18 protein-coding genes and 1 tRNA gene are annotated in these 16,550 nt (G+C 66.5%); 9 read left to right on the top strand and 10 right to left on the bottom strand.

Translation table 11 applies throughout. The features are described from left to right. Positions 1-162 precede the first annotated feature (162 nt). From tolB to queC, 5 genes are all read left to right on the top strand, one after another. Positions 163-1,482 carry a Tol-Pal system beta propeller repeat protein TolB gene (tolB, locus tag AC5P6E_RS00145; protein ID WP_019337545.1) on the top strand — a complete coding sequence of 440 codons (1,320 nt, stop codon included), beginning with the start codon at positions 163-165 and terminating at the stop codon, positions 1,480-1,482. 64 nt (positions 1,483-1,546) lie between these two features. Next, on the top strand, positions 1,547-2,065 hold the full coding sequence (gene pal / locus AC5P6E_RS00140) for a peptidoglycan-associated lipoprotein Pal (protein ID WP_005410748.1): 519 nt from the start codon (positions 1,547-1,549) through the stop codon (positions 2,063-2,065). Positions 2,066-2,068: 3 nt separating this feature from the next. Then, the gene (ybgF, locus tag AC5P6E_RS00135; protein ID WP_010481611.1) at positions 2,069-2,887 is read left to right on the top strand and encodes a tol-pal system protein YbgF; all 819 of its coding nucleotides are present in this window, start codon (positions 2,069-2,071) and stop codon (positions 2,885-2,887) included. A 176-nt stretch (positions 2,888-3,063) separates the two neighbouring features. Continuing rightward, positions 3,064-3,765, top strand: coding sequence for a 7-carboxy-7-deazaguanine synthase QueE (gene queE / locus AC5P6E_RS00130; protein ID WP_010481613.1), 702 nt, complete (start codon positions 3,064-3,066; stop codon positions 3,763-3,765). Between the two features lie 78 nt (positions 3,766-3,843). Next, entirely contained in the window at positions 3,844-4,509 is a 666-nt protein-coding gene (queC, locus tag AC5P6E_RS00125) for a 7-cyano-7-deazaguanine synthase QueC (protein WP_019337546.1), read from the top strand. 63 nt (positions 4,510-4,572) lie between these two features. Here queC and AC5P6E_RS00120 read toward each other — a convergent pair whose 3' ends face one another. After that, positions 4,573-5,571, bottom strand: a complete 999-nt coding sequence (locus tag AC5P6E_RS00120) for a DUF2268 domain-containing putative Zn-dependent protease (protein ID WP_495230584.1) — start codon at positions 5,569-5,571, stop codon at positions 4,573-4,575. Between the two features lie 178 nt (positions 5,572-5,749). Between AC5P6E_RS00120 and AC5P6E_RS00115 the strand changes: the two genes are divergently transcribed. Continuing rightward, a tRNA-Lys gene (locus AC5P6E_RS00115) sits at positions 5,750-5,825 on the top strand. Positions 5,826-5,901: 76 nt separating this feature from the next. Here AC5P6E_RS00115 and AC5P6E_RS00110 read toward each other — a convergent pair. Further along, on the bottom strand, positions 5,902-6,219 hold the full coding sequence (locus AC5P6E_RS00110; protein ID WP_010481695.1) for a hypothetical protein: 318 nt from the start codon (positions 6,217-6,219) through the stop codon (positions 5,902-5,904). A gap of 78 nt (positions 6,220-6,297) precedes the next feature. Beyond that, a complete protein-coding gene (locus AC5P6E_RS00105; protein ID WP_019337548.1) occupies positions 6,298-6,588 on the bottom strand; it encodes a hypothetical protein in 291 nt (96 codons plus the stop codon). A gap of 282 nt (positions 6,589-6,870) precedes the next feature. Here AC5P6E_RS00105 and AC5P6E_RS00100 point away from each other — a divergent pair, with 282 nt between their 5' ends. Together AC5P6E_RS00100 and AC5P6E_RS00095 are read left to right on the top strand one after the other, a co-directional pair. After that, positions 6,871-7,710: an alpha/beta hydrolase gene (locus AC5P6E_RS00100; protein ID WP_495230581.1), complete on the top strand. Its 840-nt coding sequence runs from the start codon at positions 6,871-6,873 to the stop codon at positions 7,708-7,710. Positions 7,711-7,792: 82 nt separating this feature from the next. Continuing rightward, on the top strand, positions 7,793-8,731 hold the full coding sequence (locus AC5P6E_RS00095; protein ID WP_019337550.1) for an alpha/beta hydrolase: 939 nt from the start codon (positions 7,793-7,795) through the stop codon (positions 8,729-8,731). A 107-nt stretch (positions 8,732-8,838) separates the two neighbouring features. On the opposite strand, the gene AC5P6E_RS00090 is transcribed toward AC5P6E_RS00095, so the two are convergent. After that, complete coding sequence (locus AC5P6E_RS00090; RefSeq protein ID WP_019337551.1) at positions 8,839-9,264, bottom strand: response regulator; 426 nt, start codon at positions 9,262-9,264, stop codon at positions 8,839-8,841. Positions 9,265-9,358: 94 nt separating this feature from the next. Continuing rightward, positions 9,359-10,126 carry a CPBP family glutamic-type intramembrane protease gene (locus AC5P6E_RS00085; protein WP_329836014.1) on the bottom strand — a complete coding sequence of 256 codons (768 nt, stop codon included), beginning with the start codon at positions 10,124-10,126 and terminating at the stop codon, positions 9,359-9,361. 149 nt (positions 10,127-10,275) lie between these two features. On the opposite strand from AC5P6E_RS00085, the gene AC5P6E_RS00080 reads away from it, so the two are divergent. Beyond that, the gene (locus AC5P6E_RS00080) at positions 10,276-10,596 is read left to right on the top strand and encodes a TFIIB-type zinc ribbon-containing protein (RefSeq protein ID WP_010481706.1); all 321 of its coding nucleotides are present in this window, start codon (positions 10,276-10,278) and stop codon (positions 10,594-10,596) included. Positions 10,597-10,674: 78 nt separating this feature from the next. Here the strand turns inward: AC5P6E_RS00080 and AC5P6E_RS00075 are convergent, their stop codons facing one another. From AC5P6E_RS00075 to recQ, 5 genes are all read right to left on the bottom strand, one after another. Further along, positions 10,675-11,187, bottom strand: coding sequence for a GNAT family N-acetyltransferase (locus AC5P6E_RS00075; protein WP_329836015.1), 513 nt, complete (start codon positions 11,185-11,187; stop codon positions 10,675-10,677). An 81-nt stretch (positions 11,188-11,268) separates the two neighbouring features. Beyond that, a complete protein-coding gene (locus AC5P6E_RS00070) occupies positions 11,269-12,309 on the bottom strand; it encodes a copper resistance protein B (protein ID WP_019337554.1) in 1,041 nt (346 codons plus the stop codon). After that, on the bottom strand, positions 12,306-14,114 hold the full coding sequence (locus AC5P6E_RS00065; protein WP_329836018.1) for a copper resistance system multicopper oxidase: 1,809 nt from the start codon (positions 14,112-14,114) through the stop codon (positions 12,306-12,308). The genes AC5P6E_RS00070 and AC5P6E_RS00065 overlap by 4 nt, the downstream gene beginning before the upstream one ends. A gap of 75 nt (positions 14,115-14,189) precedes the next feature. Next, positions 14,190-14,570 (bottom strand): CopL family metal-binding regulatory protein, encoded by a 381-nt coding sequence (locus AC5P6E_RS00060; protein ID WP_049481793.1) that lies wholly within the window; start codon positions 14,568-14,570, stop codon positions 14,190-14,192. Positions 14,571-14,723: 153 nt separating this feature from the next. Then, positions 14,724-16,529, bottom strand: a complete 1,806-nt coding sequence (gene recQ, locus AC5P6E_RS00055; RefSeq protein WP_010481711.1) for a DNA helicase RecQ — start codon at positions 16,527-16,529, stop codon at positions 14,724-14,726. Positions 16,530-16,550: the final 21 nt, after the last annotated feature.

Genomic DNA, 16,550 nt, shown 5'->3' with positions numbered 1-16,550 from the left:
GTTACCGGGGCAGGCGAGTGCGATGTTAGCCACGACGTTAACGGTGCGTGAGAGGACGGGCTGGAACTGACCCGGAATTCACGTACCCTTGGTTCATGATTGCGAAGCGGTTCACTTCCGCTTTGTTATCCCTCGTTCCGGTTTCCCCCTATTGAGCGCTCCATGAAAAAGATGCCTCGCTGGCTTGCCGTGTTTGCGGCCCTGTTGCTGCCCTTTGCTGCCGTCGCGCAGCAGAAGGGGCTGGATATCGACATCATCGGCGGCAATGCCTCCGCGCTGCCGATCACCATCGTGCCGATGCCCTACCAGGGTTCGGCGGCTGCACCGCAGACCGACGTCGCTGGCGTGGTCCGTGCCGACCTGGAGCGTTCGGGCCAGTTCCGCACGCTGCCGGAAGCGCAGATCGTCGATAAGCCGGTGCGCGGCGGCGACATCCAGTTCGCCACCTGGCGCGCGCTGAAGCAGAACTACATCGTGGTCGGCCGCGTGCTGGATGCCGGTGCCGGCGCCTACCGGGTCGAGTACGAACTGTTCGACGTGCCCAAGGGCGAGCGCCTGCTGGGCCTGGCGATGACTGCCCGTGGTAACGCCATGCGCGACGTTGCCCACCAGATGGCCGACGCCATCTACGAGAAGATCACCGGTGTGCGCGGCGCCTTCTGGACCCGCATCGCCTACGTGACCGCCAGCGGCAAGGGTGATGCCATGCGCTACGCGCTGATGGTGGCCGATTCCGACGGCTTCAACCCGCAGACCATCGTGCGCTCGGCCGAGCCGCTGCTGTCGCCGTCGTGGAGCCCGGATGGCAGCAAGCTGGCCTACGTCAGCTTTGAGCGTGGCAATTCGGCCATCTACATCCAGAACATCGGCACCGGTGCGCGCGAGCTGGTCACCAGCTTCCGTGGCATCAACAGCGCTCCGGCGTTCTCGCCGGACGGCCGCAAGCTGGCCCTGACCCTGTCGCGTTCGGGCAACCCGGAAATCTACGTGATGGACCTGGGCAGCAAGCAGCTGACCCAGCTGACCAACCACTTCGCCATCGATACCGAGCCGACCTGGGCGCCGGACGGCAGCGCGGTGTACTTCACCTCCGACCGCGGCGGCCGTCCGCAGGTCTACAAGGTCGGTGCGGGCGGCGGCAGCGCCGAGCGCGTGACCTTCCAGGGCAACTACAACGCCAAGCCCTCGGTGTCCTACGATGGCAAGAAGATCGCCGTCGCCCAGGGCTCGGGCAACAGCTACAAGATCGCGATGATGGACAGCTCGCTGGGTTCGCCCCGCTGGAGCACGCTGTCCCCGGGTTCGCTGGATGAATCGCCCAGCTTTGCGCCCAACGCAAGCATGGTGCTGTACGCCGCCCGCGAAGGTGGCCGTGGTGTGTTGTATGCCGTTTCGGCCGATGCGCGGGTTCGCCAGCGCCTGGTCCTGGCCGATGGTGATGTGCGCGAGCCGGCATGGTCCCCATACCGTACCCAGCGCTAAAAGAGTGTTAATATTTTCGCTGTCTTGAACCCCTCATCGGCCTAGGAGCCACAAAGGTATCGCCATGAACAAGTCCACCCGCGTTCTGCTTGTTTCCCTGCTGTCTGTGGCCGTCCTGGCCGGTTGCTCGAAGAAGGTGAAGGAAGAGCCGGCAGCCCCGGTTGACACCGGCACCTCGACCACCACCCCGACCGGTCCGTCGACCTCCGGCCTGTACGGCCCGGGCGACCTGGACACCGACGCCTGCCTGCGCCAGCGCGTTGTCTACTTCGACCTGGACAAGGAAGACGTGAAGCCGGAATTCCAGGCCATCATGGCTTGCCACGCCAAGTACCTGCGTGACCGTCCGTCCTCGCGCATCACCCTGCAGGGCCACACCGACGAGCGCGGTTCGCGCGCGTACAACCAGGCCCTGGGTGAGCGTCGTGGCAACGGCGTCAACTCGGCCCTGCAGGCCAACGGTGGCTCGGCTTCGCAGCTGACCGTCGTGTCCTACGGTGAAGAGCGTCCGGTCTGCACCGAGTCGAACGAGTCCTGCTGGTCGCAGAACCGTCGCGTCGAAATCGTCTACACCGCGCAGTAATCCATGCGCATTGGCATCAAACTGATGCTGGTCGTTGCGGCAGCCCTCGTGGCTGCCGCACCGGCGCATGCACAGCGACAGAGCCTGGCCGACCGCGTTGGCGCGATCGAGCAGCAGATGTACAACAACAGTGCCAACCAGGACCTGTTGAACCAGATCAATCAGCTGCGGCAGCAGGTCACCAGCCTGCAGGCCTCGATCGAGCAGTTGCAGCACGACAACGCCCAGCTCAAGCAGTCCGCCCAGGACCAGTACCTGGATCTGGACAGCCGCCTGAACCGGTTGGAAGGGGGCAATGCCGCCCCGGCCCTGCCGCCCGTTCCGGCGAGCGCGCCGAAGGCCGCACCGGCTCCGGCAAAACCCGCAGCGGCGGCCACTTCCGAGCGGCCGCCTTCCGTCCATGGTGATGCCGGCAGCCTTGCCGCCACCGGCGACGAGCGCACCTCCTACAACGTCGCCTTCGATTCGCTGAAGGCCGGCAAGTACGATGACTCGGCGCAGCTGTTCCTGAGCTTCCTGCAGTTGTATCCGAACGGCGTCTACGCGCCGAACGCGCTGTACTGGCTGGGCGAGAGCTACTACGCCACCCGCAATTTCCCGATGGCCGAGACCCAGTTCCGCGAACTGCTCTCGCGCTATCCGACCCACGACAAGGCCGCTGGCGGCCTGCTCAAGGTCGGCCTCTCGCAATACGGCGAGGGCAAGGTCGACCAGGCCCAGCAGACGCTGGAGACCGTCGTGGCGCAGTACCCTGGCTCGGACGCCGCGCGCACCGCGCAGGACCGTCTGCAGTCCATCCGCCTCGGCAAGCAGATCCGCTGATCCGCTGACCGGGCGTACAATGGGTGCCCTGTAGAGCCGAGCCCATGCTCGGCTGCTTTCGTTTCCGGACCGGCAAACCCGTCCGGTTGCTGTTGTAGAGCCGAGCCATGCTCGGCTGCTTTCGTTACCGGCCACGGTAGCCCACCCGCCACGTGTCCCACCAAGAACTCCCCGCCATGACCGCCGTTACCCCGTCCAGCGCCGCCGCCACGCCCAGTGAGATCGTGCAGTCGCCCCTGCCACGCCTGAAGATCACCGAGATCTTCACCTCGCTGCAGGGTGAAGCCGATACCGCCGGCTGGCCGACCGTGTTCGTGCGCCTGACCGGCTGCCCGCTGCGCTGCCAGTACTGCGACACCGCCTATGCCTTCCATGGCGGCACCTGGTGGGACATCGACGACATCGTGGCCGAGGTGCTGGCCCAGGGCGTGCGCCACGTGTGCGTGACCGGCGGCGAGCCGCTGGCGCAGAAGCGTTGCCTGGTGCTGCTGCAGAAGCTCTGCGATGCCGGCATGGACGTTTCGCTGGAGACCTCCGGCGCGCTGGACGTCAGCGCGGTGGACCCGCGCGTATCGCGCGTGGTCGACATCAAGACCCCGGGTTCGGCCGAAGTGGCGCGCAACCGCTGGGACAACCTGCCGCTGCTGACCGCCCGCGACCAGATCAAGTTCGTCATCTGCAGCCGCGAGGATTACGACTGGGCCAAGTCCCTGCTGGCCGAGCACGATCTGGTCAAGCGCTGCACGGTGTTCTTCTCGCCGAGCAAGGGCGAGATCACCGCGCGGCAGCTGGCCGACTGGATCGTTGAAGACCGGCTGCCGGTGCGCTTCCAGATGCAGTTGCATAAAATCCTGTGGAACGACGAGCCGGGCCGATGAGCCGGCGCAGCGTTCCCTGATGTAGCTCCGGCGCGGGACAGCGTGCTGGCTTTCCCCTCCCAACCGGATGTTTTACCCATGAAGAAGGCAGTCGTGCTTCTCTCCGGCGGCATGGATTCAGCCGCCGTCATCGCCATGGCCCAGGAACAGGGCTTCGCCGTGCATGCCCTGAGCGTGCGCTACGGCCAGCGCCACACCTCCGAACTGGACGCCGCCGCCCGCGTGGCCAAGGCCCAGGGCGTGGTCGCGCACAAGACCGTGGACGTGGACCTGCGCAGCATTGGCGGCTCGGCGCTGACCGACGACATCGACGTGCCCGAGGCCGGCGGTGCCGGCATCCCGGTCACCTACGTGCCGGCGCGCAACACCATCATGCTGTCGCTGGCCCTGGGCTGGGCCGAAGTGCTCGGCGCCAACGACATCTTCTGCGGCGTCAACGCGGTGGATTATTCCGGCTATCCGGACTGCCGCCCCGAGTTCGTGGCCGCGTTCCAGGCGCTGGCCAACCTGGCCACCAAGTCGGGCGTGGAAGGTGCGGGCATCAAGGTACACGCGCCGCTGCAGTTCCTCAGCAAGGGCCAGATCGTCAGCGAAGGCGTGCGCCTGGGCGTGAACTTCGGCCTGACCGTGTCCTGCTACAACGCCGACGCCAACGGCGCCGCCTGCGGCCACTGCGATGCGTGCCGCCTGCGCGCGCAGGGTTTCGCCGAAGCCGGCGTGCCGGACCCCACGCTGTACGCCTGAGGTGATGGGGCTGATGCCCCAATGGTGGGTGCGAACCGTTGGTTCGCACTCTCTGTCCCGGCGCTACCGGCGGCTGGAGTCTGGTAGTGCCGGCCGCTGGCCGGCAGCCTCATCAGGCAACCACCCCGATGCCTCGATGAATGCCCGCACCGCTCCCGCATCGGCATAGTCCAGCTCGATCATCCGCGCGATACCGGCCTTCTCGTCGGCCTGCTGGCGCATGTACTCCTGCGCGATGCGATACCCAGCGTAGTACCCCACATCACTCACCCCGAATGGATTGCGGGCGCTGTTGTAGAGCCAGTTGTCGAGGTTACCCCCGTCCATCTCTGCAATGAAACGCGTGCGGATGTCCGCCTCATGCGCGGGTCCGTAGCTGTACAGCGGAAGCGCTGGCCGACGCCCACTCAGTCGTTCGGCCACGTACTCGGCAACACCCTCGCGCACCGCGTACTGGGCCAGGCTGCCGGTGGTCTCGCGCTGCTGGGTATGCACGTACTCGTGCAGGTTGTTCTGCGCGTTGTTCGCCCCCGGACGGCTGTCGTAGAAGATCCGTAGCCGCTCGCGCATCTTTTCGGGCAGTTCGCTCACGTCCACGCGCTCATCGCCCAGCGCCATCTCGGCACCGATCAGCACCTTGTCGCCTAGCGTGGTGCCACCGGTGCGCAGTACACCGACTGCGTAGGTGATGGTGGCCGGGCGCAAAGCCGGGTAGAGCGCCCGGAATTTGGAAAGATCCCGTTCCAGTGTGGCGCTGGCCTGCTGCGCGTTGGCGGTCAACGGCCGAACCGACGTCCAGAAGCGCGGCCACGCACGCATGGCCTCGGCGTATTCGCGGGCGGTGTAGTTGCGGACCTGCATCAGCGCATGCAGGCCGGGGCTGCCTGGATCGATGTAGCGCTCCTGCACGAGTGCGACCTGGCGTTCAACGTCGGGCTCGGCGCGTACCGTGTCATAGGTGGCCCAGAAGCGGCCGATGTCGTCGGTGACGACCTGGGGCGGGGCGGCCAGTGCCGCGCAGGGCAGCAGCAGGGCGGCAATGAGGCAGAGGGGCAGGCGCATCCGTGGCTCCGGGGAAGGATCACAGATGGGATGCGACGACGGCCCGGAAGGTTTAAGCCGGCGGCCCAGATCGGGTAGTGCCGGCCGCTGGCTGGCAACCTCGACGCACCAGGGTTTCACCCGGCCCGGCAAAGTAGGGTAGAATGCCCACCCCGCCGAAAGGCTGGGGCAGTGCAATGGGCCGTTAGCTCAGTCGGTAGAGCAGAAGACTTTTAATCTTTTGGTCGAAGGTTCGAATCCTTCACGGCCCACCAATTGCATCCAATGACCCAGGTCATTCAGAAAGGCACCGCAATGCGGTGCCTTTTTTGTTGCGCTCGTCCAGGGCAACTACTTCGTCCGCGCAGTCTTCGCTTTAGCCGCCGCCGCGTCAGCAGCCTCCTGTGCGGCCGTTGCTGCTGCATTCGCAGAACGTGCCGCCTCCGCTCTTGCCGCCTCGAAATAGGTGAGCCGCTGCAGACTGGTTCTGCGTTCCAGTTCCATTGCTGCGGCGAAGCTCTCCGGATGCTTTGCAGCACAGGCCTCCTGCACCAGTTGCACGGCACGATCAGACAGCCCGGGCTGGATGTTGCCGAGCAGGCAATCGGCATACGGTACGGGCGCGGCCGAGCTGGCGGCCAGCGCGGCGATGAGCAGGGCACTCAACATGCAAACCTCCTTGTAGGTTTTGAAGGGACTGGCAACCAGTCCGTCCCAAGTATGGACCGGATCTGGGTGCAACGGCGGCTACGCCGGCCGGATATCCCGGCACACCAGTTCCGCCAGCCCGCGGCAGGCGAAGAACAACCCATCGATTAGCCCCTCATCCAGATGGCGGTCGGGCGTGGCCATCGACCGGCAGCGTTCCGCGGCGTGCAGCATTTCCGCCACGGTCAGCATGCCAATGGCGGCACGCTCCGCGTGTGCCATCGCCTGTTCCCGCCCGGGCGGCAGATCGGTTTCCGGCCAGGGCAGACCGTCGGCGCCGTCGCCATCGCGGATGCCCTTGAGGCATCCCCATAATGCGCATCCACGCATGGCGTGGATCTACTTTCGCCTGAGAACAATCGCTGCGATGACGGCTGCGATGCCGACCGGGATCAGGACGACCGCCAGAAGAATGATCCAGTGCCAAATGCTGAATCCCCCCATGTCCCAACTCCTTGTAGGAAACGATGAATGCTAGCAAACGCGATTGCAGTCATTTCCCGATACAGTTCAAGCATCGCGCAGCGCCGTAGCATACAGGCAGGCTTGCCGAATCGGCCGACGCCTTGGTCTTGGCGTTATGCTCGGCACTTTCCCAGGATGGGCCGCTCCATGCGCTTGATCGTGCTGTCGCTGTTGTTGTCCGCTGTCTCCGCCGGGCCGCTGATGGCCGCCGAAACCGCGTCGCCCGCTGCCGCAACTCCTCTGGTCATCGGCGAGACCTTCACCATCGAGTCGAAGGCGCTGGGCGAAACCCGCCGCATCAATGTTTACCGCCCGCAGCCGTGGGGCCTGGATCCGAAGGCGCCGCTGCCGGTGCTGTACATGGCCGATGGCGGCATCGGTGAGGACTTCCTGCATGTGGCCGGGCTGGTGCAGGTGCTGAGCGGCAACGGCAGCATGCGTCCGTTCCTGCTGGTCGGCATCGAGAACACCGAGCGCCGCCGCGACATGACCGGCCCCAGCAAGGACCCGCAGGACCAGAAGATCGCGCCGCGCATCGGCGGCTCGGCGGCCTACCGCACGTTCCTGCGCGATGAACTGATGCCACAGGTGCGCCAGCGCTACCCGACCACCGACGAGCGCGCACTGATCGGAGAATCGCTGGCCGGCCTGTTCGTGGTCGAAACGCTGCTGCAGGAACCGACACTGTTCAACAGCTACATCGCGCTGGACCCCAGCCTGTGGTGGAACCGTGGTGCAATGCTGGCCGGGGCGGCCAAGCAGCTGCCGGCGGTGACGCGTGCGCAGCCGCGCGTATTCCTGGCCAGCAGTGGGCAGCCGGAGCTGGCCGCATCCACTGCACGACGGGCCGAGTTGTTGCAGCAGGCTTCGCCGTCGCCGCTGGTGAAGTACCTGCCGTTGCCGGAAGAAACCCACGCTACGATCTATCATCCGGCCGCATTGCAGGCGCTGCGCACACTGTTCCCGGCGCCGCCGGCCTCGCCCTGACCGCACTGGCAGCGGGTTGCGCACCATGCAAGGATGCGGCAGCGGCGCCATCCGGTGCGCCGCCCGCAATGGGAGCGTGTGGATGCAGCGTGTGCGTGGATGGAGTGTGGCGGCCTGCCTGGCCGTGAGTGGCTGTGCGATGTCGGTGGCGCCGCCGGCAGCGCAGAGTGAAGCGAAGGAGAGCCCAGCCGCCGCAGTGTCGGGCGTGGTGCTGCCGGATACCGAAGCGCTGCGCGTGCACGATCCGATCGGCCGCGATTATCCGGTCTGGGTGGCGTTGCCGGCCGACTACGCCGCACATCCGGAAAAGCACTATCCGGTGCTGTACGTGACCGACGCGCTGTACAGCTTCCCGCTGGTGCGCAGCGTGCGCAACCTGGTGGGCCAGAAGGGTGTCAACCTGGAGGATTTCATCCTGGTCGGGCTGCCGCCGCAGGAAGGGCTGACCTCCAAGCAGAGCCGCTCGCGCGACTATACGCCCAGCGATCCGGCGCGTACCGATCCGCGTGATTACAGCGATGACGTGAGCTACGGTGGCGCGGCGCACTATCGCGATTTCCTCGCCGAGCGGGTGCTGCCGATGATCGATGCGCGCTACCGCACTGATCCGGCGCGGCGCGCCTATGCGGGTCATTCCTATGGTGGCCTGTTCGGCGCCTATGTGCTGACCACGCGCCCGGACATGTTCCGCACCTACATCCTCTCCAGCCCATCACTGTGGTTCGACGACCATCGGGTGCCGCGCATGCAGGCCGAGGCCAAGGCGCCGGCGCAGCCGACCACGGTGGTGCTGTCGGTGGGCAGCTTTGAAACGGTCAAGCCCGAACCGCGTTATTTCACCCGCAACGACATGCTGCGCCACAACGCAGAATTCGCCGAGCAGCTGCGCAGCAGCGGGCGATCGTTGAAGGTGGAGGACATGGTGATCGATGACGAGGATCACTTCACGGTCTACCCGGACATGATCACCCGCGCACTGCTGAAGGTGTTCCCGGGTAGCGGGCCGTACAGCAGCGGTTGATCGCAGGTTCAATCCACGCATGGCGTGGATCTACCGGGGTTGTTGACGTGGGTCCACGCCGACGAGAAACGGAATCAGTAGATCCACGCCATGCGTGGATGATCCCCTCAGGCCGCGCTGGCCCGCGGCGGCGGCATCAGCGCGGCATCCGCTGCGTGGCGGAAGCACAGGCGGATGGCATCGAGCAGCTCGCTCATGCTGTATGGCTTGGGCAGGAAGTGGATGCCGGCGCGCAGCTGCGGCAGCACGCGATGCTGATCCATGCCGGAGGTGACCAGGATCGGCAGCTGCGGCAGGTGCTCGCGCACGCGGTTGGCGGTTTCGATGCCGCTGATGCCGCCCAGGCAGACGTCGGTGAACAGCAGGTCGAACGGTTCACCGGCGTTGAGCAGGCCCAGTGCGGCCTCGGCGCTGCTGACAGCGGTGACCTGGCAAGCCTGGCTTTCCAGGGCGAGACGGCTCAGTTCCTGGGTTTCCTCGGCGTCCTCGATCAGCAGGACGCGCGGTTCCACAAAGCGCTTGGACAGCAACATGACGCGGCAACTCCGGACAACAGGGGGAGCGAAAGGCGCGCAAGTATGCGCAAGCCGGTAGTGATCCCGGCGTGCACGGCAAGCTAAGTGGGCGTTACAACCGCGTCTGGCGCCGGCGACGCACGTGCCAGGCCAGGATCGCGACCGCGAGCAGGGCGGTGCCGATGCGCAGGCCGGTGGCCTGCCAGCCCAGTGCAACGGCGTCATCGAGGCTGAACACGTTCCAGGCCAGGTTCATCGACACGTGCAGGACCAGGCCGCACCACAAGGTGTCACCGTCGAGGTGGTCGAGCCAGGCGAAGATGAAGCCGCCCAGGGCGATTACCGCGCCGACGAACAGCGCGAGGCCGCCGCCGTCGAACCCGCCGAAGCCCAGCCAGTGCACCATGCCGAACAACAGCGCCTGCGGCAGTGCGAGCCATGGCCAGGGGCCGCGCACGATCTTCACCAGCAGTACGAAGCCCAGGCCGCGGAAGAGCACTTCCTCGGCCAGCGGGAACAGCACCGCCAGCATGGTGGCATCCAGTGCGGTCAGTGCCTTGTTCGGCGTACCGAGCAGCGCCAGGCCCAGCCAGCAGGGCAGGCTGGCCAGCAGTACCCAGAACGGGCCGCCCCAGCCGTTGCCGCGCAGTCCCAGGCTGGCCATCAGGCCCATCCCGCGTGGCCGCAGCAGCGCGGCCAGCAGGAGTGCCACGAGCACGGCCAGCGCGTTGTCGAGCAGGCTGCCGCCGTAAGCAATGGGCAAGGCGGGAATCGGCGTGCCTGCGGCGGCTGCGATGTCGCGCAGATTCAGGCCAACGCCGACGCCGAGCAGCACCAGCAGCAGGCGCGCGGCGCTGGGCAGGCGGGACAGGACGGTCATGCACGCACTCCCTGCGGAACCAGCATGCAGTGTGGAAGGGGCCGGGCACGCTGGCACGCGCCGGAAGTCCCTGTGCCATCGGTCATGTGTTGCCGCACAGTCATCACAGGGCAGGTACAGTCGTTACCAGACCGACAGGAGCAATGCCAATGCTGTGCCCCGTGTGCAAGACCCAGACCCTGCAGATGGCCGAACGCCATGGCATCGAGATCGACTATTGCCCTGGTTGCCGTGGTGTCTGGCTGGATCGTGGTGAACTGGACAAGATCATCGAGCGCGCGGGTGCGGGTAGTGCGGTACCGCCGCCCGCCCCGGCGCAGTCGCAGCCGGCCGCCGCGCCGCCGCCGGTGATGCATCGCGACACCCGTCATCTGGGCCAGCGCTACGAGGACAACCGGGGCCAGCAGTACAGCCACGGCTACAAGAAAAAGAAGAAGGACAGCTTCCTGTCGGAGTTGTTCGATTTCTAGTTTGTAGCGTCGAGCCATGCTCGACTGGATGTTGCAGGCCATAGTCGAGCATGGCTCGACGCTACATGGAGCGCGTGATCACGGCCGCCGCAGGATGAACTCGCGGTCATGCGTGTCGCCGACGATGAAGTCGTACTCGCCGACCTTGCTGCACCCATAGCGCGCGTAGAAGCGCTGCGCGCCGAAGTTTTCTTCCCATACGCCCACCCACAGGGTGCGGCGCTGTGGTTGGTCCAGCCAGGCCATGAACGCGTCCATCATGCGTGCACCATGGCCGCCGTTCTGGTGTGCAGCCAGAATGTAGAACCGCTTCAGTTCGATGTCGCCCTCGCATGCATCGGCGTGCGGCAGGGTGTTGGCGCCGGCGGCCAGATAGCCGACCACGGCGTCACCGTCCATCAGCAGCCAGATGGCACTGCGTGGGTCGGACAGTTCGATGCGCTGCGGTTCGCTGCTGTAGTGATCCTGCAGGAAATCGTGCAGGTCCTGCGGCGGATACGAGTCGCCCCAGGTCTCGGTGTAGGTGGCGATGGCGATCGCCGACAGCGTGTCGACGTCGGCGAGGGTGGCGCGGCGGATCTGCAACGACATGGCGGTGCCTGCATTGGAACGTGGCGCAGTGTAGCCGGCCCCGGCGGCTGCCGGGGCTGGCCACTGCTCACGTAACGCTGCTCAGAACCACATGCGCACGCCAGCGACCCAACGCGTGTCGCGCGCGTGGTCACCGGCATAGTCAGAGGTGTCGCCGAAACTGCGTTCGTGGCTGATGCCGATGTACGGCGCGAAGCGGCGGCTGAACTCATAGCGCAGTCGCAGCCCGGCTTCGACCTTGTTCAGGCCACGGCCGATGCCGTACTCCGGTTCATCCTTGGCTGCCACCGTGGCTTCCAGCAGCGGCTGCAGGATCAAACGGTTGGTCAGCAGCACGTCGTACTCGACTTCGGCCTTGGCCAGCACCTGGCCGCCGGAGCCCATGTACAGCGTGGCCGAGCTCTCGAACTTGTAGGGCGCCAGGCCCTGGATGCCGATGGCCGCCCACGTGCGGGAGTCGGCCGGTCGGAAGTCCTGGCGCACACCGACCAGCACGTCCCACCACGGCGACACGCTGCGGCCATACAGTGCTTCAAGCGACGATGATTCGGTGCGGCCACGGCTGCGTTCGCCATCGGTGCGCAGCCACAGGCGGTTGATGTTGCCGCCGATCCAGCCCGTGGCCTCCCAAGCCTGGCCGTTGCTGCTCTTGCCATCCCAATGCTCAAGGCGGTCGATCAGCAGCAGGCTGTTGATCTCCGGCGCATGCTCCATCGCACCGTGGGCGATGGGCGGGAATGCAGCGGCACGGTCGGCATCGGTAGGCACCGGGATCGGTTCGAGGGGTTCGGTCGGTGCGGGCGTGCCGTGACCCATCGCCGAATGGTCCATCTGCGAATGGTCCATCTGCGAATGGTCCATCGGCGTTGGCTGCATCGCGCCATGGTCCATCTTCGAGTGGTCCATCGTGGAGTGGTCCATGCCGGCGTGATCCGCCGCACCCATGTCCATCTTCGAGTGATCCATCTTCGAATGATCGACCGGTTCGGCCGGCGTCTTCGCGGTCTTCGCCGGCGCGTTCATCGCGGCCATGTCATGGCCTGCGTGCGACTGCGCGAACACCGGCAATGCGGCGGTCAGGCCCAGGGCCAGCAGGCTGGGGGAAAGCAGTGAGCGGCTCATTCTTCGATCCTCACTTCGCGCATCATGCCCGCTTCCATGTGGTACAGCAGATGGCAGTGGTAGGCCCAGCGGCCGAGCGCATCGGCGCGCACGCGGTAGCTGCGGCGGGTGCCCGGTGGCATGTCGATGGTGTGCTTGCGCACCTGGAATTCACCTTGCGCGTTTTCCAGATCGCTCCACACGCCGTGCAGGTGGATCGGGTGCTGCATCATGGTGTCGTTGACCAGCACGATGCGCATGCGCTCGCCGTAGTTCAGCCGCAGCGGTTCGGCGCTGGCAAACGGGACGCCATCGAACGACCAGGAGAATTTCTCCATGTGGCCGGTCAGGTGCAGCTCGACCTCACGACTGGGCTCGCGGCCATCCGGGTCTTCGAACAGGCTGCGCATCGCGCCGTAGGTCAGCACCTGGCGGCCGTTGTCGCGCAGGCCGATGCCGGGGTCGTCCAGCTTCGGTTCGGAGGCCGAACTCTGCATGTCCACCAGCGGGTTGTTGCGTTCGCTGGCCGGATGCTTCGGTGCCTTGCTGGCGGTATCGCCTCCGTGCGCGCCGTGGCCCATGCTGGCGCCGCAGCCGCCTTCCATGCCCTTCATCGCGGCCATGTCGTGGCCACCGTGGCCACCACTGCCCACGTCGTGCCCCATGTCGCTCATGGTCAGCAACGGGCGTGGGTCGCGCGCGGGAATCGGTGCCTGCAGGCCATGGCGAACGGCCAGTGTTCCGGCGGCGTAGCCGGTACGGCCCATGTCCTGGCAGAAGATCGTGAAGGCGTCCTGCCCACTTGGTTCCACCAGCACGTCGTAGGTTTCGGCGGGAGCGATGCGGAATTCGTCGATGCTGACCGGGTGGATGTACTGGCCGTCGGCGGCGACCACGGTCATCTTCAGGCCGGGGATGCGCACGTCGAAATAGGTCATCGACCCACCATTGATGAAGCGCAGCAGCACCTTCTCGCCGCTGCGGAACAGCCCGGTCCAGTTGCCGGCCGGGGCGGTGCCGTTCATCAGATAGGTGTAGGTGTGCGCGTTGATGTCGGAGATGTCGGTCGGCGTCATCCGCATCCGGCCCCACATGCCACGGTCGGACAACGCGGCCGACCAGCCGTCGCGCTTCACGTCACGCAGGAAGTCGGGCAGCGTGCGCTTGTAGTAGTTGTCGTGCTCGGCAAGCTTCTTCATGCGGCGGAACAGCGCGCCCGGGTCCATGTCGGTCCAGTCGGACAGCATGATCACGTGCTCGCGGTCGTGGTGGTACGGCGCCGGTTCGGCCGGATCGATGATCAGCGCACCGTACAGGCCGGCCTGCTCCTGGAACATCGAGTGGCTGTGGTACCAGTAGGTGCCGGACTGCTTGAGGTCGAAGTGGTAGTGGTAGGTCTCACCGGGGCCGATGCCGTTGAAGCTCAGCCCGGGCACGCCGTCCATGTTGGCTGGCAGCAGAATGCCGTGCCAGTGGATCGAGGTCGGATGGCGGTCCAGCGTGTTGCGCACGAACAGATCCACGGTCTGGCCTTCGCGCCAGCGCAGGATCGGGGCCGGCAGCGAGCCGTTGACGGTGATCGCCGGGCGGGTGCGGCCGGTGAAATTGGCCAGCGATTCGCCGATGGCCAGTTCGATGCGGGTGTCGCTGAGCACGGCAGGGGCGCCGGCCAGGCGTGGGGCGGCCGTGGCGGCGGCGAGCGCGCGCTGCGGCACGCCGACAGCGGCGATGCCGGCAACCACGCCACCGGCGGCCAGGCCCTGCACGAACAGGCGGCGCGACGGCATGGGCACAGCGCCCGGGCCGGGGGGAATGCGGGTATTCATGGTGGTGACTCCAGACACGTAAAGACGCCGGCAGGTGGCCGGCTACGGTGCGCAGGGCGCACGGTGCGTGTGGAATCAGCCGATGGGAGGGCGGGAGATCGGCGGCAGCGGCGGCGCCGGCCGACCAGTGGCCGACATCGGCTGCGGCGCCAGCGACAGTGCCGGGCCCGCCAGATACGGCAACGGCTGCACCACCAGCAGCGGGTGCTGGGCGCAACTGCGCACGCAGTCCTTGATCTGGCAGTGGGCGTCGTGGGCGGGGGCCTTGGCCTGTGGGGCCTCGTCGGCCTGCATGGCGGCGTGGTGGTGGCAGTCGGCATCGCCGCCATCAAGGGCGGCTACCGCGTGGGCCATCCGGCCCATTTCCTCGTGACCACTGGCCATGGCCGCGTTCAGCCCGTTGAGCAACAGGCTGAGCATGAGCACGACACGGAGCAGGGTCGAGGCTAGGGACATGGCGTTAATCTAGCTGCAAGTGGGCGCGGATGCACTTCCGGCTGAATGGCCGGTTCAAGGTTGGACCAGCATCAATGTAGAGCCGAGCCTGCGCTCGGCTGCTGTTCGCGCAGAGGCAGCCGAGCGTGGGCTCGGCTCTACAGGGGCCCGCCGCTAGCCTTCTTCGCGAACGATTTCGACCAGGCGTGGGCCGTAGCGGCTCAGCTTGGTGCCGCCGATGCCGCCGACCCGTGCCAGTTCGTCCAGGCTGGTCGGGCGTTGCTCGGCGATGTTGCGCAGGGTGCTGTCGTGGAAGATCACGAAGGCCGGCACGTTCTGTTCGCGCGCCAGTTCGGCACGCAGGCCGCGCAGGGCGTTGAACAGGGCCAGATCCTGCGGCAGCACCGACAGGCCGGTGCGCTGTGCGCTGCGCTCGCGTCCGCTGGTGCTGCTGGCCGGGTCGCGGCGCATGCTGATCTGGCGGCGGCCGGTCAACACGTCACGGCTGGCATCGGTCAGGCGCAGGCCGCCATGGCCCTCGCTATCCACTTCCAGCAGGCTGGCGGCGACCAGCTGGCGGAACACGCTGCGCCAGGTGCGTGCATCCAGGTCGCGGCCGATCGCATAGGTGCTCAGCTTGTCGTGGCCCTGCTGCTTCACCTTCTCGTTCTCGCTGCCACGCAGGACGTCGATCAGGTGACCGACGCCGAAGCGCTGGCCGCTGCGGTAGACGCAGCTCAATGCCTTCTGCGCGGGAATGGTGGCATCCCACGAAGCGGGCGGGGTCAGGCAGTTGTCGCAGTTGCCGCAGGGCTGCGGATAGGTCTCGCCGAAACCGGCCAGCAGCACCTGGCGGCGGCACTGCATGGATTCGCAGTAGCCCAGCAGGTGATCGAGCTTGCCCCGCTCCAGCTGCTTGCGTTCTTCGCCGGCCTCGGACTGCTCGATCATCTGCTTGAGCAGCACCACGTCGCCCAGGCCGTAGCACAGCCAGGCTTCGGCGGCTTCGCCATCACGGCCGGCGCGCCCGGTTTCCTGGTAGTAGCCTTCCATCGACTTCGGCAGGTCGGTATGCGCTACGAAGCGCACGTCCGGCTTGTCGATGCCCATGCCGAAGGCGATGGTGGCGCACATCACGATGCCATCCTCGCGCAGGAAACGGCGCTGGTTGTTAGCGCGCACTTCCGGCGGCAGGCCAGCATGGTAGGGCAGGGCGTTGAAGCCCTGGCCGCACAGGAATTCGGCAGTCTCCTCGACCTTGCGCCGTGACATGCAGTAGACGATGCCGGCCTCGCCACGGTGGCCGCGCAGGAAATCGGTCAGCTGCTTGCGGGCATTGTCCTTCTGCACCACGGTGTAGCGGATGTTGGGGCGGTCGAAGGAGCTGACGAAGTGGCGTGCTTCCTGAAGGTCCAGGCGCTCGGCGATCTCGCGCTGGGTCGGCGGGTCGGCGGTGGCGGTCAGCGCGATCCGGGGGATCTGCGGCCAACGCTCGTGCAGCACGGTCAGCTGGCGGTATTCCGGACGGAAGTCGTGGCCCCATTGCGATACGCAATGCGCTTCGTCGATGGCGAACAGGGCGATCCGGCTGCGTGACAGCAGCGACAGGAAGCGGCCGGTCAGCAGCCGCTCCGGGGCGACATAAAGCATGTCCAGCTCGCCCGCGAGCAGTTCGCGTTCCACGCGGCCGGCCGTTTCAGCGTCCAGGGTCGAGTTCAGGAATTCGGCGCGCACGCCGAGCTGGCGCAGGGCTTCGACCTGGTCCTGCATCAGCGCGATCAGCGGCGAGATGACGATGCCACATCCGTCACGCAGCAGGGCCGGCACCTGGTAGCAGAGCGACTTGCCACCGCCGGTGGGCATCAGCACCAGGGCATCGTGACCGGCAGCCACATGCTCCACGATGTCCTGCTGGGGACCACGGAAATCGTCGTAACCAAAGACGCGTTGGAGCAGGTCGTGCGCGGGACGGGAAGCCATCCGGTTAGTTTACCTCCCGGA

It is taken from the genome of Stenotrophomonas sp. YJH_SMC_16 (genome assembly GCF_059367875.1).
The sequence above is the reverse complement of the archived record's forward strand: the minus strand, read 5'-3'. Positions and strand labels throughout refer to the sequence as shown.